The sequence below is a fragment of the Streptomyces sp. TSRI0281 genome (assembly GCF_001905125.1).
Classification (GTDB): Bacteria; Actinomycetota; Actinomycetes; order Streptomycetales; family Streptomycetaceae; genus Streptomyces.
The window spans coordinates 333,601-347,685 of the sequence record NZ_LWLE01000003.1; the positions used below are offsets into that span (position 1 = coordinate 333,601).

General features: G+C 73.3%; 13 protein-coding genes. 9 read left to right on the top strand and 4 right to left on the bottom strand.

All coding sequences use genetic code 11. The annotated features are described in order from the left end of the window. The first annotated feature begins 45 nt into the window (after positions 1-45). Entirely contained in the window at positions 46-1,098 is a 1,053-nt protein-coding gene (locus tag A6A29_RS09790; RefSeq protein ID WP_079182674.1) for a hypothetical protein, read from the top strand. 102 nt (positions 1,099-1,200) lie between these two features. Here A6A29_RS09790 and A6A29_RS09795 read toward each other — a convergent pair whose 3' ends face one another. Together A6A29_RS09795 and A6A29_RS09800 are read right to left on the bottom strand one after the other, a co-directional pair. After that, positions 1,201-2,343: an NADH-quinone oxidoreductase subunit D gene (locus tag A6A29_RS09795; RefSeq protein ID WP_073719603.1), complete on the bottom strand. Its 1,143-nt coding sequence runs from the start codon at positions 2,341-2,343 to the stop codon at positions 1,201-1,203. Next, entirely contained in the window at positions 2,340-3,341 is a 1,002-nt protein-coding gene (locus A6A29_RS09800) for an SAM-dependent methyltransferase (RefSeq protein ID WP_073719604.1), read from the bottom strand. The genes A6A29_RS09795 and A6A29_RS09800 overlap by 4 nt, the downstream gene beginning before the upstream one ends. Before the next feature lie 96 nt (positions 3,342-3,437). Between A6A29_RS09800 and A6A29_RS09805 the strand changes: the two genes are divergently transcribed. Both A6A29_RS09805 and A6A29_RS09810 read left to right on the top strand, forming a co-directional pair. Next, complete coding sequence (locus A6A29_RS09805) at positions 3,438-4,640, top strand: sensor histidine kinase (RefSeq protein ID WP_073719605.1); 1,203 nt, start codon at positions 3,438-3,440, stop codon at positions 4,638-4,640. Positions 4,641-4,789: 149 nt separating this feature from the next. After that, positions 4,790-5,464: a response regulator gene (locus A6A29_RS09810; protein WP_073719606.1), complete on the top strand. Its 675-nt coding sequence runs from the start codon at positions 4,790-4,792 to the stop codon at positions 5,462-5,464. 90 nt (positions 5,465-5,554) lie between these two features. Here the strand turns inward: A6A29_RS09810 and A6A29_RS09815 are convergent, their stop codons facing one another. Next, entirely contained in the window at positions 5,555-6,667 is a 1,113-nt protein-coding gene (locus tag A6A29_RS09815) for a DUF5937 family protein (protein WP_073719607.1), read from the bottom strand. Between the two features lie 103 nt (positions 6,668-6,770). Here A6A29_RS09815 and A6A29_RS45760 point away from each other — a divergent pair, with 103 nt between their 5' ends. Next, positions 6,771-6,935 carry a hypothetical protein gene (locus A6A29_RS45760; protein WP_198953031.1) on the top strand — a complete coding sequence of 55 codons (165 nt, stop codon included), beginning with the start codon at positions 6,771-6,773 and terminating at the stop codon, positions 6,933-6,935. A gap of 142 nt (positions 6,936-7,077) precedes the next feature. On the opposite strand, the gene A6A29_RS09820 is transcribed toward A6A29_RS45760, so the two are convergent. Then, a complete protein-coding gene (locus tag A6A29_RS09820) occupies positions 7,078-8,232 on the bottom strand; it encodes a threonine aldolase family protein (RefSeq protein ID WP_073719608.1) in 1,155 nt (384 codons plus the stop codon). A gap of 166 nt (positions 8,233-8,398) precedes the next feature. On the opposite strand from A6A29_RS09820, the gene A6A29_RS09825 reads away from it, so the two are divergent. The 5 genes from A6A29_RS09825 to A6A29_RS09845 all read left to right on the top strand — a co-directional run bounded on the left by A6A29_RS09825 (position 8,399) and on the right by A6A29_RS09845 (position 13,995). Beyond that, positions 8,399-9,334: a Rossmann-like and DUF2520 domain-containing protein gene (locus A6A29_RS09825; RefSeq protein WP_073719609.1), complete on the top strand. Its 936-nt coding sequence runs from the start codon at positions 8,399-8,401 to the stop codon at positions 9,332-9,334. After that, positions 9,331-10,329: a pantoate--beta-alanine ligase gene (gene panC, locus A6A29_RS09830; RefSeq protein WP_073719610.1), complete on the top strand. Its 999-nt coding sequence runs from the start codon at positions 9,331-9,333 to the stop codon at positions 10,327-10,329. Before A6A29_RS09825 ends, panC begins: the two co-directional genes overlap by 4 nt. Further along, positions 10,326-12,020: an L-aspartate oxidase gene (locus A6A29_RS09835; protein WP_073719611.1), complete on the top strand. Its 1,695-nt coding sequence runs from the start codon at positions 10,326-10,328 to the stop codon at positions 12,018-12,020. The genes panC and A6A29_RS09835 overlap by 4 nt, the downstream gene beginning before the upstream one ends. A 128-nt stretch (positions 12,021-12,148) precedes the next feature. Continuing rightward, a complete protein-coding gene (gene nadC, locus A6A29_RS09840) occupies positions 12,149-13,198 on the top strand; it encodes a carboxylating nicotinate-nucleotide diphosphorylase (protein ID WP_073719612.1) in 1,050 nt (349 codons plus the stop codon). Next, entirely contained in the window at positions 13,198-13,995 is a 798-nt protein-coding gene (locus A6A29_RS09845) for a type III pantothenate kinase (protein ID WP_073719613.1), read from the top strand. The genes nadC and A6A29_RS09845 overlap by 1 nt, the downstream gene beginning before the upstream one ends. Positions 13,996-14,085 lie beyond the last annotated feature (90 nt).

Here is a 14,085-nt window from a genome sequence, read left to right on the forward strand (position 1 = left end):
CGGGTGGCCCCCCAAGGCGCCCGTACACACGGTAAATTTCAGGCCATGCCACGTGGACGCCACCGCCATTCGCCACCCCTTCACAGAATCCTGCCGCCCTCCGTGGTCGCCGGAGTGTCGGTCGTCGGTGCCGCCGGCGCCTTGCTGCTCGCCGAACCCCTCGTCCTGCGCGGACTGGTGGCCGCCGTGGCGGCCACCGCCGTCACCGGCGCGTATCTGATGCGCAGCTGGGACCGGGCCGCCGGGCTGCGGGTCGCCGAGCTGACGCGCGCCCGCGCCGGTGACGAGTGGCGCGCCGAGGAGCGGATAGCCGAGCTGGAGCAGGACCTGGAGGAGGCGCGCGAACTGCGCACCCGGCTGGAGACGAAGCTGCGCCGCAAGCGCGTGGAGCTCGCCGGACTGCGCGGGGAGCACGCCGCACTGCTGCGCCGGTACGCGAACGCGGAGACCGAGCGGGCCAGCGCGCTGGAGGGCCGCCGGCAGCTCGCGATCGAAGCGGCCGCCACCCCCCGGGAGCTGCCCGCCGCCCGCTCCACGCCGACCCCGGCCGCGTATCTGCGCGCCGCCCAGGCCCTTTCGGACCTCACGCGCAACGCCGAGCTCCAGAAGACCCGCCGCGCCGCCGAGCAGGCCAGGCAGCGCGATCTCGCGGAGCGGGCGAAGGCACGGAACACGGAGGCGGAGGGCCCGCAGGGGAAGCACGCGGCGGCCACCGGCGCGGGCGACCACCAGCACCGCCGTCCGTCGGCCGCCCTGCCCGCCCCGCAGCCCGCCGCCCTGCCCGCCCCGGCGTCGTCCACCACACCGGTCCATGTGCCGCGCACCGTACCGGCGGCCTCTGCCGTCGTCCCGTACGCCGCCGCGCGCCGCCACCTGGTCCCGCAGGGAAGCTTCGACTTCTTCGGTACGCAGAAGGCCGGCGCCGCGATCGAGGCCGTGCAGAACGAGGACCTCGCGGACGTGGTGGGCGAGGAGGCGCTGGCCGCTCATCGCACGGGCGCCGCCGAGAACCGCGCCGTGGGCAAGGTCATCGACCTCACCGCGCACGACGAGACCGAGCAGCTGGACCTGGTGGAACTGCGCACCGCCATCTCGTAGCGGGCCCGCTCGCCCGACGCGGGGCGGGGCCGCTCACTCGGCGGCCCCGCGGGGTCGGCCCGCAGGTCCGTGCGCCGGGCGTCTGCGGGGGTGGCGCGGGGGCTACTTGTCGATGTCCCCGACGACGAAGAAGAGCGAGCCCAGGATCGCCACCATGTCGGCGACCAGCGTGCCCGGCAGCAGTTCCGTGAGCGCCTGGATGTTGTTGAACGAGGCGGAGCGCAGCTTCAGCCGGTACGGGGTCTTCTCGCCCTTGGACACCAGGTAGTAGCCGTTGACGCCGAGCGGGTTCTCGGTCCAGGCGTAGGTGTGGCCCTCCGGGGCCTTCAGCACCTTGGGCAGCCGCTGGTTGATCGGCCCGGGCGCCAGGTTGTCCATCCGGTCCAGACAGGCGTCCGCCAGGTCCAGCGAGTTGGCCGTCTGCTCCAGCAGGCACTCGAAGCGGGCCAGGCAGTCGCCCTCGGTACGGGTGACGACCTTCAGGGTGTCCTGGAGCTCCCCGTACGCGAGATACGGCTCGTCGCGCCGCAGGTCGAAGTCGACCCCGGAGGCGCGGGCGATCGGCCCCGACACCCCGTAGGCGTGCACCGCCTCGGCCGACAGGACGCCCACACCGCGGGTACGGCCCCGGAAGATCTCGTTGCCGAGGACCAGATCGTCGTACACGCCCATCCGGGACCGGACCGAGGCGACCGCGTCCCGGGCCCGGCCGAGCCAGCCCGCCGGAAGGTCCTCCTTGAGGCCGCCGACCCGGTTGAACATGTAGTGCATCCGGCCGCCGGAGACCTCCTCCATCACCGCCTGGAGCTCCTCGCGCTCCCGGAACGCGTAGAAGACCGGGGTGATCCCGCCCAGTTCGAGGGGGTACGAGCCGAGGAACATCAGATGGTTGAGGACCCGGTTCAGTTCGGCGAGGAGCGTGCGTGTCCAGACTGCGCGCTCGGGGACCTCCATGCCGAGCATGCGCTCGACGGCCATGACGACGCCCAGCTCGTTCGAGAACGCCGACAGCCAGTCGTGGCGGTTGGCGAGCATCACGATCTGCCGGTAGTCGCGGGCCTCGAAGAGCTTCTCCGCACCGCGGTGCATATAGCCGATGACCGGCTCCGCGTGCCGGATCCGTTCACCGTCCAGGACGAGCCGCAGACGGAGCACGCCGTGGGTGGAGGGGTGCTGTGGCCCGATGTTGAGCACCATATCGGTGCTCTCCGCCGCGCCGCCGATGCCGACTGTCGTCTCCGTCATGCGGGACAGTATTCCCTGACCGGTGGCACCACCCGGTGCGTCAGCCATCCGAAGTCGCCCAGACCGCCCCGCGCGGTCAGTTCCGCCGCCTCGCCCGCCGCCGACAGCGCCCGGACGTAACCGGCCGGATCGGTGGAGGCCATCGCCAGGGGCGGCCGTTCCCCGGCGATGCCCAGCTCGCGCAGGGCCGCCCGCTGATCGGTCAGCTCCGGCAATACGGCTCCCCGCGCCACCTCCACCGCCGCCGCACACGCGTCCAGCGCCACATGCGAGGTCAGATCGCAGGAACCGTCCGGCACCGGCCGGACCTCCCGCCCCGCCCGGAAGCCGGTCAGGGTCCCGTACGGCGGCCGCGCGCCCCGTACATGCGCGTAGTCCACCGCCACCGCGAGACCGCCGGACAGCGACCCGACCGCGCGCGCCCACGCCTCGTCGCGGGTCCGGCCGATCTCCGCCCGCTCGCCGGGCCGGGACAGCGGCCACCAGCGTCGCAGCCATCGCGCGTCCGCGCCGGTCACCGGCTCGCCCAGCCGCTCCGTACCGTCCGAGGGGCGGACGAGGACGTACCGGGCGATCCCGTCCCCGTCCGCCTCCGCGATCTCCGTGGGCACGTTGTCCAGCCACTCGTTGGCGAACAGCACCCCGGTGGTTCCCCGCGGCGGCTCGGCGCACCACTCGATCCGGGGATCGAGGCCCGCGGGGCGCGCGGCGACCTCCACGGCGTACGCCCGTACTGTCAGACCGTCCGGGACGGCGGCCAGCACCCCGGTCACCAGCTCGCCCCGGCCCGCGCCCACGTCCACCAGGTCGACGGTGTCGGTCCCCAGCTCACGCGCGGTTCCGGTCAGCAGCCGGGCGACGGCGGTGGCGAACAGCGGTGAGGCATGGACCGAGGTGCGGAAATGGCCCGCCGGTCCTTCCGAGCTCCGGTAGAAGCCCCCGTCTCCGTACAAAGCGGTCTCTGTCGCTTCCCGCCACCCACGCCACTCATCCGTCACGTTGGCAAGTCTCCACCTTGGGGAGTACGGTCCCCGGACCTGGATCGGTCCTCCGGTTGACCCGGGCACGGGTCGGCTGTCCCTACGCTGGATTACGTGCAGCGCCTCTACGCTTTCATCCGCAGACACCCGACGGGCGTCGACAGCTTCTGGGCCGTCTTCCTCCTCGGGATCTCCGGCGTGTCGATCGTCGTGGACGACTTCGGTTCCGCCCGGGAGCGCGTGCTGCTGGTTCCGGTCGCGATGGGCCTGTGCACCGTCGTCGCCCTGCGCCGCCGCGCACCCGAGAAGATGCTGCTCCTCACCATCCTGGTGGGCGTCGTACAGCTGGTCCTCGGCATCCGGCCGAGCTTCGCGAACTTCGCCATGCTCGTGATCATCTTCACCGTGGCCACGGTCGGGGAGCGCTGGGCGTCCAGGCTCGCCCTGGTCTGCAGCCTGGGCGCGGCCGGTCTGGCGCAGCTGCGCTGGCCGGAGGGGAACACGGACACCTGGGTCCAGTCGGTCGTCGTCGCGATCATCATGACGGTGCCGTTCGTGCTCGCCTGGGTGCTCGGCGACTCGATGCGGACCCGGCGGGCCTACTTCGATCAGCTGGAGGAGCGCGCCGCCCGGCTGGAGCGGGAGCGCGAGGCGCAGTCCAAGGTCGCCGTCGCCGCCGAACGGGCCCGGATCGCCCGTGAGCTGCACGATGTCGTCGCGCACAACGTCTCCGTGATGGTGGTGCAGGCCGACGGCGCCGCCTATGTCATGGACGCCGCACCCGACCAGGCCCGGCAGGCACTGGAGACCATCTCCAGCACCGGCCGCCAGGCGCTCGCCGAGATGCGCCGGCTGCTCGGGGTCCTGCGGACGGGGGACACCCGGGAGAGCGGCGAGTATGTGCCGCAGCCCGACGTCGAGCAGATCGAGGACCTGATCGAGCAGGTCAGGCAGACCGGCCTGGCCGTGGACTTCAAGATCGAGGGCACCCCGCGCCCCCTGCCGAGCGGCGTGGAGCTGACCGCGTACCGCATCGTGCAGGAGGCCCTCACCAACACGCGCAAGCACGGCGGTCCGGACGCCGGCGCCAGTGTGCGGCTGGTCTACTTCGACGACGGGCTCGGGCTGCTGGTGGAGGACGACGGCCGGGGCGCGGCGCACGAACTGTACGAGGACGGCGGCGCCGACGGTGCCGGGCACGGGATGATCGGTATGCGGGAGCGGGTCGGCATGGTCGGAGGCACGCTGGACGCGGGACCGCGGCCGGGCGGCGGCTTCCGGATCAGCGCGCTGCTGCCGCTCAAGCCCGCCAGCTGAAGGGCCGGGCGGCCTCGCCCGCCCGTTCCGTCCACCCGGCCGGTCCGCCTGGTCCGCCCGCCTGGTCCGTCCGTCCAGCCCATCCGTCCAGCCCGTCCGTTCCGCCCGCCCACCGACCGCTGAACCTCGATCGCAAGACAAGGACCCTCATGGCCATCCGCGTGATGCTCGTCGACGACCAGGTGCTGCTGCGCACCGGCTTCCGGATGGTGCTCGCCGCCCAGCCGGACATGGAGGTCGTGGCCGAGGCCGGTGACGGCGCCGAGGCGATCGAGGTCCTGCGCTCCGCGGCCGTCGACGTGGTGCTGATGGACGTCCGGATGCCGAGGCTGGACGGTGTCGAGGCGACCCGTCGCATCTGCGCCCAGCCGGACCCGCCCAAGGTGCTCATCCTGACCACGTTCGACCTGGACGAGTACGCCTTCTCGGGGCTGAAGGCGGGCGCCAGCGGGTTCATGCTCAAGGACGTGCCGCCGGGCGAGCTGCTGGCCGCGATCCGTTCCGTGCACAGCGGGGACGCCGTCGTCGCCCCGTCGACCACGCGCAGGCTCCTCGACCGGTTCGCGCCGATGCTGCCCAGCAGCGGCAGGGAGCCGCAGCACAAGCATGTCGAGAAGCTCACCGAACGCGAGCGCGAAGTGATGCTGCTGGTCGCCCAGGGACTGTCGAACGGGGAGATCGCGGCGCGGCTCGTGCTCTCGGAGGCGACCGTGAAGACACATGTCGGCCGCATCCTCACCAAGCTGAACCTGCGCGACCGGGTCCAGGTCGTCGTCCTCGCGTACGAGACCGGGCTGGTCCGGGCGGGCGGCGGCACGGGCTGAGCACCGACCGTCACCCTCCGGCCGCCGCCCCCGGCCCCCGAGGCGCTGTACCGCGTACCGCAGCACACCCTCCGGGAAGTCGCTGCCGCGTTACCGCAGCACGCCCTCCAGGAAGTCGCTGCCGAGCCGTGCGACGACGGTCAGGTCCAGCTGGTGCAGCACATAGCGGCCGCGCCGCCGGGTCGTCACGAGACCGGCCTTCTTGAGCAGCGACAGATGGCGGGAGACCTCGGGGGGCGTGATGCCGTGCGAGTCGGCGAGTTCGCCCGTGGTGTACGGGGAACGGGCGAGGTTGCGGCACAGCCGCATCCGCATGGGGTGGGCCAGCGCCTCCATCCGGAGCTGGAGCAGCTCGACGGAGGCGGGGGAGGGCAGTTCGGGAAGGTGCACCGGGTAGTGGATCACCGGCCGCCACCCCGGGGCGTGCAGCACCATCAGATGCGGCCAGCCGAAGGTGCTGGGGATCAGGGTGAGGCCGGGGCCGACCGCGGGGTCGGCGGCGTTGGTCCGGCCCTCGGTCAGCTTGTCGATGCTGATCCGGCTCGCGTCCTCGTTCAGCGACAGTGCGGCGGAGACCGCTCCCAGTGCCTCCCCGAGTCCCTTGCGCCGCAGCAGTTCCGTCTTGTACCGGGCGTCGGCGACCAGCTGGACCCGTACCCGCCGCCAGGTGTCCGAGAAGAACGCCTGGTCGCAGTCCTCGAAGAGGCGGCGTATCCAGCTCCGTACGGTGGCGGGGTCGGTCAGCAGCCGCTTCGTGAACTCCACCTGCTGCGGGCCGCGGGCGGCCGCCAGCTCCAGGGCGCGGGCCCGCATGGCCGCGCTCGCGAGCGGGGACGGTGCCCCGATCCCGTACAGGCCGGCGCAGGTGAACTCCAGCGCGGCGGAGACGAACCGCTCGTCGTCCAGCCGGTCGAGGATGTCCAGGTCCTCGGCGAGGCTCGCCCCGGTCCTGCCGTCGCCGCCGTGGACACCGGCGAACGGCATGAAGATGTCGGAGAACGTGTTGCGCCAGAGGAACTCCGCCTCCAGCATCCGGTCCGCGAGGTCCGGTTCCAGTCCGGCTGCGGTCGCGGTCGCCCAGCCGTGCAGCCCCGGGTGGTGACCGGGCTCGGAGAGCGCATGCAGAGCCAGCCCCAGCTCGGCGAGGGGCGAGGTCTCGAAGACGATGCGTTCCGGGGGCAGGCCCGCGATGTCGATGTTCACGCTCACCCCTCCATAGTGGGGCTACGTGAACGGGGCCGGGCGCCACTTGACGGCGGTCGTCAATCGGCGGGCCGAACGGCCGTGATCTGCGCAGTCTGAGGGCATGGACGCCATTCAGCAGCAGATGTTCGACACCTACCGCGCGGCCCGGCTGGGCGAGATCCCGCCCCCGCTGCCGGGACGCCACGACTGGGACGTACTGCGCACCCTCCGCGACCACTGGCGCTCGCGCCACACCCTCCGCGCCAACGACCATGACCACCCGTAGCCCCACGCGCCGAGGCCCGCGCCGTGACCCCGCCGTACTCGCCGAGCCCCTGCTCGCGGCCGTGAGCCCGCCGTACCTGCGGAACGCCACTCACCGAGCCCCGCCGCCGTGAGCCCTGCGGCCGGGAGCACCGCACCCCCGCCTACCCCAACCGCGCCACGAACTCCCCCACGGCCTCCCGGACATCCCCCGCGGTCCACTCCAGCCCCTCGGCTCCCACCGTCACCTCGGTGAACGACACCCCCGGCGGCAGACCCGCCCCCGCCGCCCCCTCGAACCACTTCCGGAACAGGGCCACCCCCGTCTCCTCCGCCTGCCGCACCGAAGCCTCGTTCAGCGCCTCGGCGCCGTACGGCAGCCAGACCACGAACTGGTGCGTGTGCGGCGGCTCCGGATGCACCCGGAACCAGGGCACCCCGGAGCCCGCGAAACCCTCCGCCAGCGCCCCGGCCACCACCTTCGCCCGCGCCACGTAATCCGGCAGCCTCGGCAGCTCCCGCTCCAGGCCCAGCAGCGCGGACAGCGCCGCCGGATACTGCTGGAAGACCTGGCCCCCGTACCGGTGGCGCCACGTGCGCGCCTCCTCGACCAGCGTCTCCGGACCGGCCAGCACCGCCCCGGACAGCCCGTTGAGCGACTTGTAGAACGAGACGTACACGCTGTCCGCGAGCCCCGCGATCTGCGACAGCTCCCGCCCGAAGTGCGGGCCGCACTCCCAGAGCCGCGCCCCGTCCAGATGCACGACCGCGTCCCGTTCGCGGGCGGCGGCCACGACGGCCTCCAGCTCCTCCCAGGTGGGCAGGACGAAACCGGCGTCCCGCAACGGCAGCTCCAGCATCAGCGTGCCGAACGGCTCGGGGAAGTCGCGGATCTCGTCCGCCGTGGGGAGCCGGGGGGCGGACGTCGGATGCACCGTGCGCAGTCCGCTCACCACCGCGAGCGCACCCCGCTCGTGCACCTCCGGATGGGAGAGCGGATGCAGCGCCACCGTCGCGTTGCCCGTACGCCCCGCCCAGCAGCGCAGGGCGACCTGCTGGGCCATCGTCCCGGTCGGGAAGAACGCCGCGTCCTCCATGCCGAGGAGCGCCGCGACCCGCCGTTCGACCTCGGCGACGACCCCGTCACCGTAGATGTCCGTCCACTCGTCCAGGTCGTGGACGGCTCCCGCGTCGGCCACCAGCGCGGCCAGCCGTCCGCCGAGCGTGCCCTCCGCCGAAGCCCGCGCCAGGACCCGGTGGGATCGCCGCCAAGCGGTCAGTCTGCGCTGCCGCTGCTCCTGCTCATCGGTGACTGCCATGGGACGATCATCGCCCGGACCACTGACATCGCCCAGCCGGTTTCCGCTCGGGCCGCAGAGTTACCCACAGGCTGTGGACAGCCGGGAGGTCTCCCGAAACGCTGGCGTAGCATGCAGAGAAATCGTCCGGTACCCCCCGCGGACTGGAACGGAAGGCCATCGCCGCGTGAATACGACAGCTTCGAAGGAACCCCTCGACGCGAGGGACCGCCCCGCCCGCCTCACCGTCGGGGTCGTCGGCGCGGGCCGGGTCGGTCCCGCCCTCGCCGCCGCGCTCCAGCTCGCCGGGCACCGCCCGGTGGCCGTGTCGGGCGTCTCCGACGCGTCCGTGCGCCGTGCGGCCGCACTGCTCCCCGACGTACCGCTGGTGCCGCCCGCCGAGGTCCTCGCGCGCGCCGAGCTGGTGCTGCTGACCGTCCCCGACGACGCCCTGCCCGGCTTGGTCGAGGGCCTTGCCGAGACCGGCGCCGTACGGCCGGGACAGCTGATCGTCCACACATCGGGGCGGTACGGGGCCAAGGTCCTGGACCCCGCCCGGCGGGCCGGTGCGCTGCCGCTCGCCCTGCACCCGGCGATGACGTTCACCGGCAGCTCCGTCGACGTCCAGCGGCTGGCCGGCTGCTCCTTCGGGGTCACCGCCCCCGAGGAGCTGAGACTGGCGGCCGAGGCCCTGGTCATCGAGATGGGCGGCGAGCCGGAGTGGATCGCCGAGGAGGCCCGCCCGCTCTATCACGCGGCCCTCGCCCTCGGGGCGAACCACCTGGTCACCCTGGTCGCGGAGGCCATGGAGCTGCTGGCCAAGGCCGGGGTCACGGCGCCCGACCGGATGCTCGGCCCGCTCCTCGGCGCGGCGCTGGACAACGCCCTGCGCTCCGGCGACGCGGCGCTGACCGGACCCGTGGCCCGTGGCGACGCGGGCACGGTCGCCGCCCATGTCGGCGAGCTGCGCAAGCACGCCCCGCAGACGGTGGCCGGCTATCTCGCGATGGCCCGCGCCACGGCCGACCGGGCGCTCGCCCACGGTCTGCTCAAGCCGGAGCTGGCCGAGGACCTGCTCGTCGTCCTGGCCGACGGCGAGAGCGGACCGGGGGAGGCCCGATGAACGTCCTGCGTACCGCCGCCGAGCTGGACGCCCTGCACCGCCCGGCCGGTGCGGTGCGTGCCGTCGTCATGACGATGGGCGCCCTCCACGACGGCCACGCCACCCTGATCCGGGCCGCGCGCGCCGCCGCCGGTCCGGCCGGCCAGGTCGTGGTCACGGTCTTCGTGAACCCGCTCCAGTTCGGTGAGGCCGCCGACCTGGACCGCTACCCGCGCACCCTCGACGCCGATGTGGCGGTCGCCTCGGATGCGGGGGCCGACACGGTCTTCGCGCCCTCCGTCGACGAGGTGTATCCCGGCGGCGAACCCCGGGTCCGGATCACCGCGGGCCCCATGGGCGAGCGCCTCGAAGGCGCCTCCCGCCCCGGTCACTTCGACGGCATGCTCACCGTCGTCGCCAAGCTCCTCCACCTCACCCGCCCCGATGCGGCGTTCTACGGGCAGAAGGACGCCCAGCAGCTGGCGCTGATCCGCCGCATGGTGCGCGACCTGAATTTCGGCGTCGAGATCACCGGCGTACCCACGGTGCGCGACCCGGACGGTCTGGCGCTCTCCAGCCGTAACCGCTTCCTCTCCGCCGAGGAACGGCACACCGCCCTCGCCCTGCCCCGCGCGCTGTTCGCGGCCCGGGACAGACTGGCCGCCCAGCAGGCGCTGCACGAGCGCGCGCAGGCGACCGCGTCGAGCACGGGCCGGGCCGCCGGGCTCACCGCGCTCGGCGAGTCCCGCGCGGCGGCCGACGCCCAGGCGGTGGCGCTGGCCCGGCCGAGCGGCGGACCCGCCGCCGTACGGGCAGCCGCGCAGCTCGTCCTCCTGGACGCCGCCCGGGAACGGCAGCCGCTCGTCCTGGACTATCTGGCCCTCGTGGACCCGGCGGACTTCACCGAGATCCCCGACGACCGCGAGAGCGGGGAGGCGATCCTCGCCATCGCGGCGCGGGTCGGTGCCACCCGTCTGATCGACAACATCCCCCTGACCTTCGGAGCCCTCACGTGACCGGAATACGGCTGACCGCCCCCGCCCCCGGCTGGGCCATCGACGCGGATGTCGTCGTGGTCGGCTCCGGCGTGGCCGGTCTCACCACCGCCCTGCGCTGCGCGGCCGCGGGCCTCGCCACCGTCGTCGTCACCAAGGCCCGGCTGGACGACGGCTCCACGCGCTGGGCCCAGGGCGGCATCGCCGCGGCCCTGGGCGAGGGCGACACCCCCGAGCAGCATCTCGACGACACCCTCGTCGCGGGCGTCGGCCTGTGCGACGAGGCGGCGGTACGGACCCTGGTCACCGAGGGCCCCGACGCCGTACGCAGGCTGATCGAGACCGGCGCCCACTTCGACACCACCGACGACGGCGACATCGCGCTGACCCGTGAGGGCGGCCACCACCGCCGCCGCATCGCGCACGCGGGCGGCGACGCGACGGGCGCCGAGATCTCCCGCGCGCTGGTCGAGGCGGTCCGCTCGGCCGCCCTGCACACCGTCGAGAACGCCCTGGTCCTGGACCTGCTCACCGACGCCGAAGGCCGTACGGCGGGCGTCACCCTGCACGTCATGGGCGAGGGCCAGCACGACGGTGTCGGCGCCGTCCGCGCCCCCGCGGTCGTCCTCGCCACCGGCGGCATGGGCCAGGTCTTCTCCGCCACCACCAACCCGCCGGTCTCCACCGGCGACGGGGTGGCGCTCGCGCTGCGGGCCGGTGCGGAGGTCTCCGACCTCGAATTCGTCCAGTTCCACCCGACCGTCCTCTTCCTCGGCGCCGACGCCGAGGGCCAGCAGCCGCTCGTGTCGGAAGCGGTACGGGGCGAGGGCGCCCATCTCGTGGACGCGTCCGGTACGCGCTTCATGCTCGGGCAGCACGAGCTGGCGGAGCTGGCCCCGCGCGACATCGTCGCCAAGGCCATCACCCGGCAGATGCTCCTGCACGGCACCGGGCACATGTATCTGGACGCCCGGCACTTCGGCGCCGAGATGTGGGAGCAGCGCTTCCCCACCATCCTGGCGGCCTGCCGCGCCCACGGCATCGACCCGATCACCGAGCCGATCCCGGTGGCGCCCGCCGCGCACTACGCCTCCGGCGGCATCCGCACCGACCTGCGGGGACGTACGACCGTGCCCGGTCTGTACGCCTGCGGGGAGGTCGCCTGCACCGGGGTGCACGGCGCCAACCGGCTGGCGTCCAACTCCCTCCTGGAGGGGCTGGTCTTCGCCGAGAGCATCGCCGCGGACATCGCCGAGGACCGCCCGCGGCGTACGGAGGCGGTGCACGGGGGCGACGGCACGCCCGCGCCGCTGCTCGCCCCCGAGTCCCGTACCGCGATCCAGCGGATCATGACCCGGGGCGCCGGGGTCCTGCGCTCCGCCGACAGTCTCGCCGCCGCGGCCGACGAGCTGGAGGCCCTGCACCGTGACGCGGTCGCCGACGCGGGGAGCGCCGGTACGTCCGAGGCCAAGGCCACCGTGCCCGGGGTCGAGGCGTGGGAGGTCACCAACCTGCTCCTCGTCTCCCGGGTCCTGGTCGCCGCCGCCCGCGCCCGCGAGGAGACCCGCGGCTGCCACTGGCGCGAGGACCGGCCCGACCGCGACGACGAGCACTGGCGCCGCCACCTCGTGGTCCGGATCGCGCCGGACCGGAAGCCGGTGCTGCACCTGACGGAGACCGCCGCGTTCCCGCCCGTACGTCCCGCGAATTGAGCAGACTGCTCAGCAGGCCCGCGACCGGCCGGGACCGGGACCCGGGCCGCTGAGCGAACCCCGCACCACCCGCGGCCCGACCGCACCGCCCCGTACCACCCGCAGACGCCCCCCGAGGAGCCGTAACCGTGAGCACGCCCGAAGAGAATCCGCGCCCCACGCCCGTGGACGTACCGCTGATCCAGATCGGCGCGCCCGCACCGTCCGCGGGAGGCTGTGGCGACGACTGCGGCTGTGGCGACGGCTACGACCCCGACGCCCTGGAGTGCGGTCTGGACCCCGCGCTCGCCCAGCTCCTCGCCGAGGCGGGTCTGGACCCCGTCCAGGTCGAGGACGTCGCCCATGTCGCGATCGAGGAGGACCTCGACGGTGGTGTGGACATCACGACCGTGGCGACCGTGGACGAGGACGCCGTCGCCACCGGTGACTTCACCGCCCGTGAGGCGGGTGTGGTCGCCGGTCTGCGGGTCGCCGAGGCCGTCCTGTCCATCGTCTGCACCAGCGAGTTCGAGGTCGAGCGCCATGTCGAGGACGGCGACCGCGTCGCCCCCGGCCAGAAGCTGCTGACCGTCACCACCCGCACCCGTGATCTGCTCACCGGCGAGCGCAGCGCGCTCAACCTGCTGTGCCGCCTCTCCGGCATCGCGACCGCCACCCGTGCCTGGGCCGACGTGCTCGAAGGGACGAAGGCGGAGGTCCGCGACACCCGTAAGACGACGCCGGGCCTGCGCGCCCTGGAGAAGTACGCGGTGCGCTGCGGCGGCGGGGTCAACCACCGCATGTCGCTCTCCGACGCGGCCCTGGTCAAGGACAACCACGTCATCGCGGCGGGCGGGGTGGCCGAGGCGTTCGAGCGGGTGCGGGAGGAGTTCCCCGACGTACCGATCGAGGTCGAGGTCGACACGATGCAGCAGGTCCGCGAGGTGCTCGACGCGGGCGTCGACCTGATCCTGCTGGACAACTTCACACCGGGCGAGACCGCCGAGGCCGTCGCCCTGGTCGGTGGCCGCGCGGTGCTGGAGTCCTCCGGCCGGCTCACCCTCGACTCGGCCCGCGCCTACGCCGAGGCGGGCGTCGACTACCTGGCCGTCGGCGCGCTCACCCACTCCTCGCCGATCCTCGACATCGGCCTGGACTTCCGGGACGCCGCCCCGGCCACCGGTGAGGCCCGCGCCTGATGCTGCTCACCATCGACGTCGGCAACACCCACACCGTCCTCGGCCTGTTCGACGGCGAGGAGATCGTCGAGCACTGGCGGATCTCCACCGACGCCCGCCGCACCGCCGACGAGCTCGCCGTACTGCTCCAGGGGCTGATGGGCACGCATCCGCTGCTCGGCATGGAGCTGGGCGACGGCATCGAGGGCATCGCGATCTGCGCCACCGTCCCGGCGGTGCTGCACGAGCTGCGGGAGGTGACCCGCCGCTACTACGGCGACGTCCCCGCGGTGCTCGTGGAGCCCGGCATCAAGACCGGGGTGCCGATCCTGGTGGACAACCCGAAGGAGGTCGGCGCGGACCGCATCATCAACTCGGTCGCCGCCGTCGATCTCTACGGCGGTCCGGCGATCGTGGTCGACTTCGGCACGGCCACCACGTTCGACGCGGTGTCCGCCCGTGGTGAGTACGTGGGCGGAGTCATCGCCCCCGGTATCGAGATCTCGGTCGAGGCGCTCGGGGTGAAGGGCGCCCAGCTCCGCAAGATCGAGCTGGCCAAGCCGCGCAGTGTGATCGGCAAGAACACCGTCGAGGCCATGCAGTCCGGCATCGTGTTCGGCTTCGCGGGCCAGGTCGACGGTGTCGTGGCGCGGATGAAGAAGGAGCTGGCGGGCGACCCCGAGGACGTCACGGTGATCGCGACCGGTGGCCTTGCTCCGATGGTGTTGGGGGAGTCCTCCGTCATCGACGAGCACGAGCCGTGGCTGACGCTCATCGGGCTGCGTCTCGTGTACGAGCGCAACGTCGCACGCATGTAGGCACTGCCGGGACGGTCGGCGGGCGGGGCGCCGGACGCGGGCGGCTCACCTGCGACAACGCCCGCCGACGGCGTACCACCGCCCTCCGCG

What these genes read in the sequence shown, in the direction of transcription:
- A6A29_RS09790 (WP_079182674.1), top strand. Translation starts at nt 46, where the DNA reads ATGCCACGTGGACGCCACCGCCATTCGCCACCCCTTCACAGAATCCTG.
- A6A29_RS09795 (WP_073719603.1), bottom strand. Translation starts at nt 2,343, where the DNA reads ATGACGGAGACGACAGTCGGCATCGGCGGCGCGGCGGAGAGCACCGAT.
- A6A29_RS09810 (WP_073719606.1), top strand. Translation starts at nt 4,790, where the DNA reads ATGGCCATCCGCGTGATGCTCGTCGACGACCAGGTGCTGCTGCGCACC.
- A6A29_RS45760 (WP_198953031.1), top strand. Translation starts at nt 6,771, where the DNA reads ATGGACGCCATTCAGCAGCAGATGTTCGACACCTACCGCGCGGCCCGG.
- A6A29_RS09820 (WP_073719608.1), bottom strand. Translation starts at nt 8,232, where the DNA reads ATGGCAGTCACCGATGAGCAGGAGCAGCGGCAGCGCAGACTGACCGCT.
- panC (WP_073719610.1), top strand. Translation starts at nt 9,331, where the DNA reads ATGAACGTCCTGCGTACCGCCGCCGAGCTGGACGCCCTGCACCGCCCG.
- A6A29_RS09845 (WP_073719613.1), top strand. Translation starts at nt 13,198, where the DNA reads ATGCTGCTCACCATCGACGTCGGCAACACCCACACCGTCCTCGGCCTG.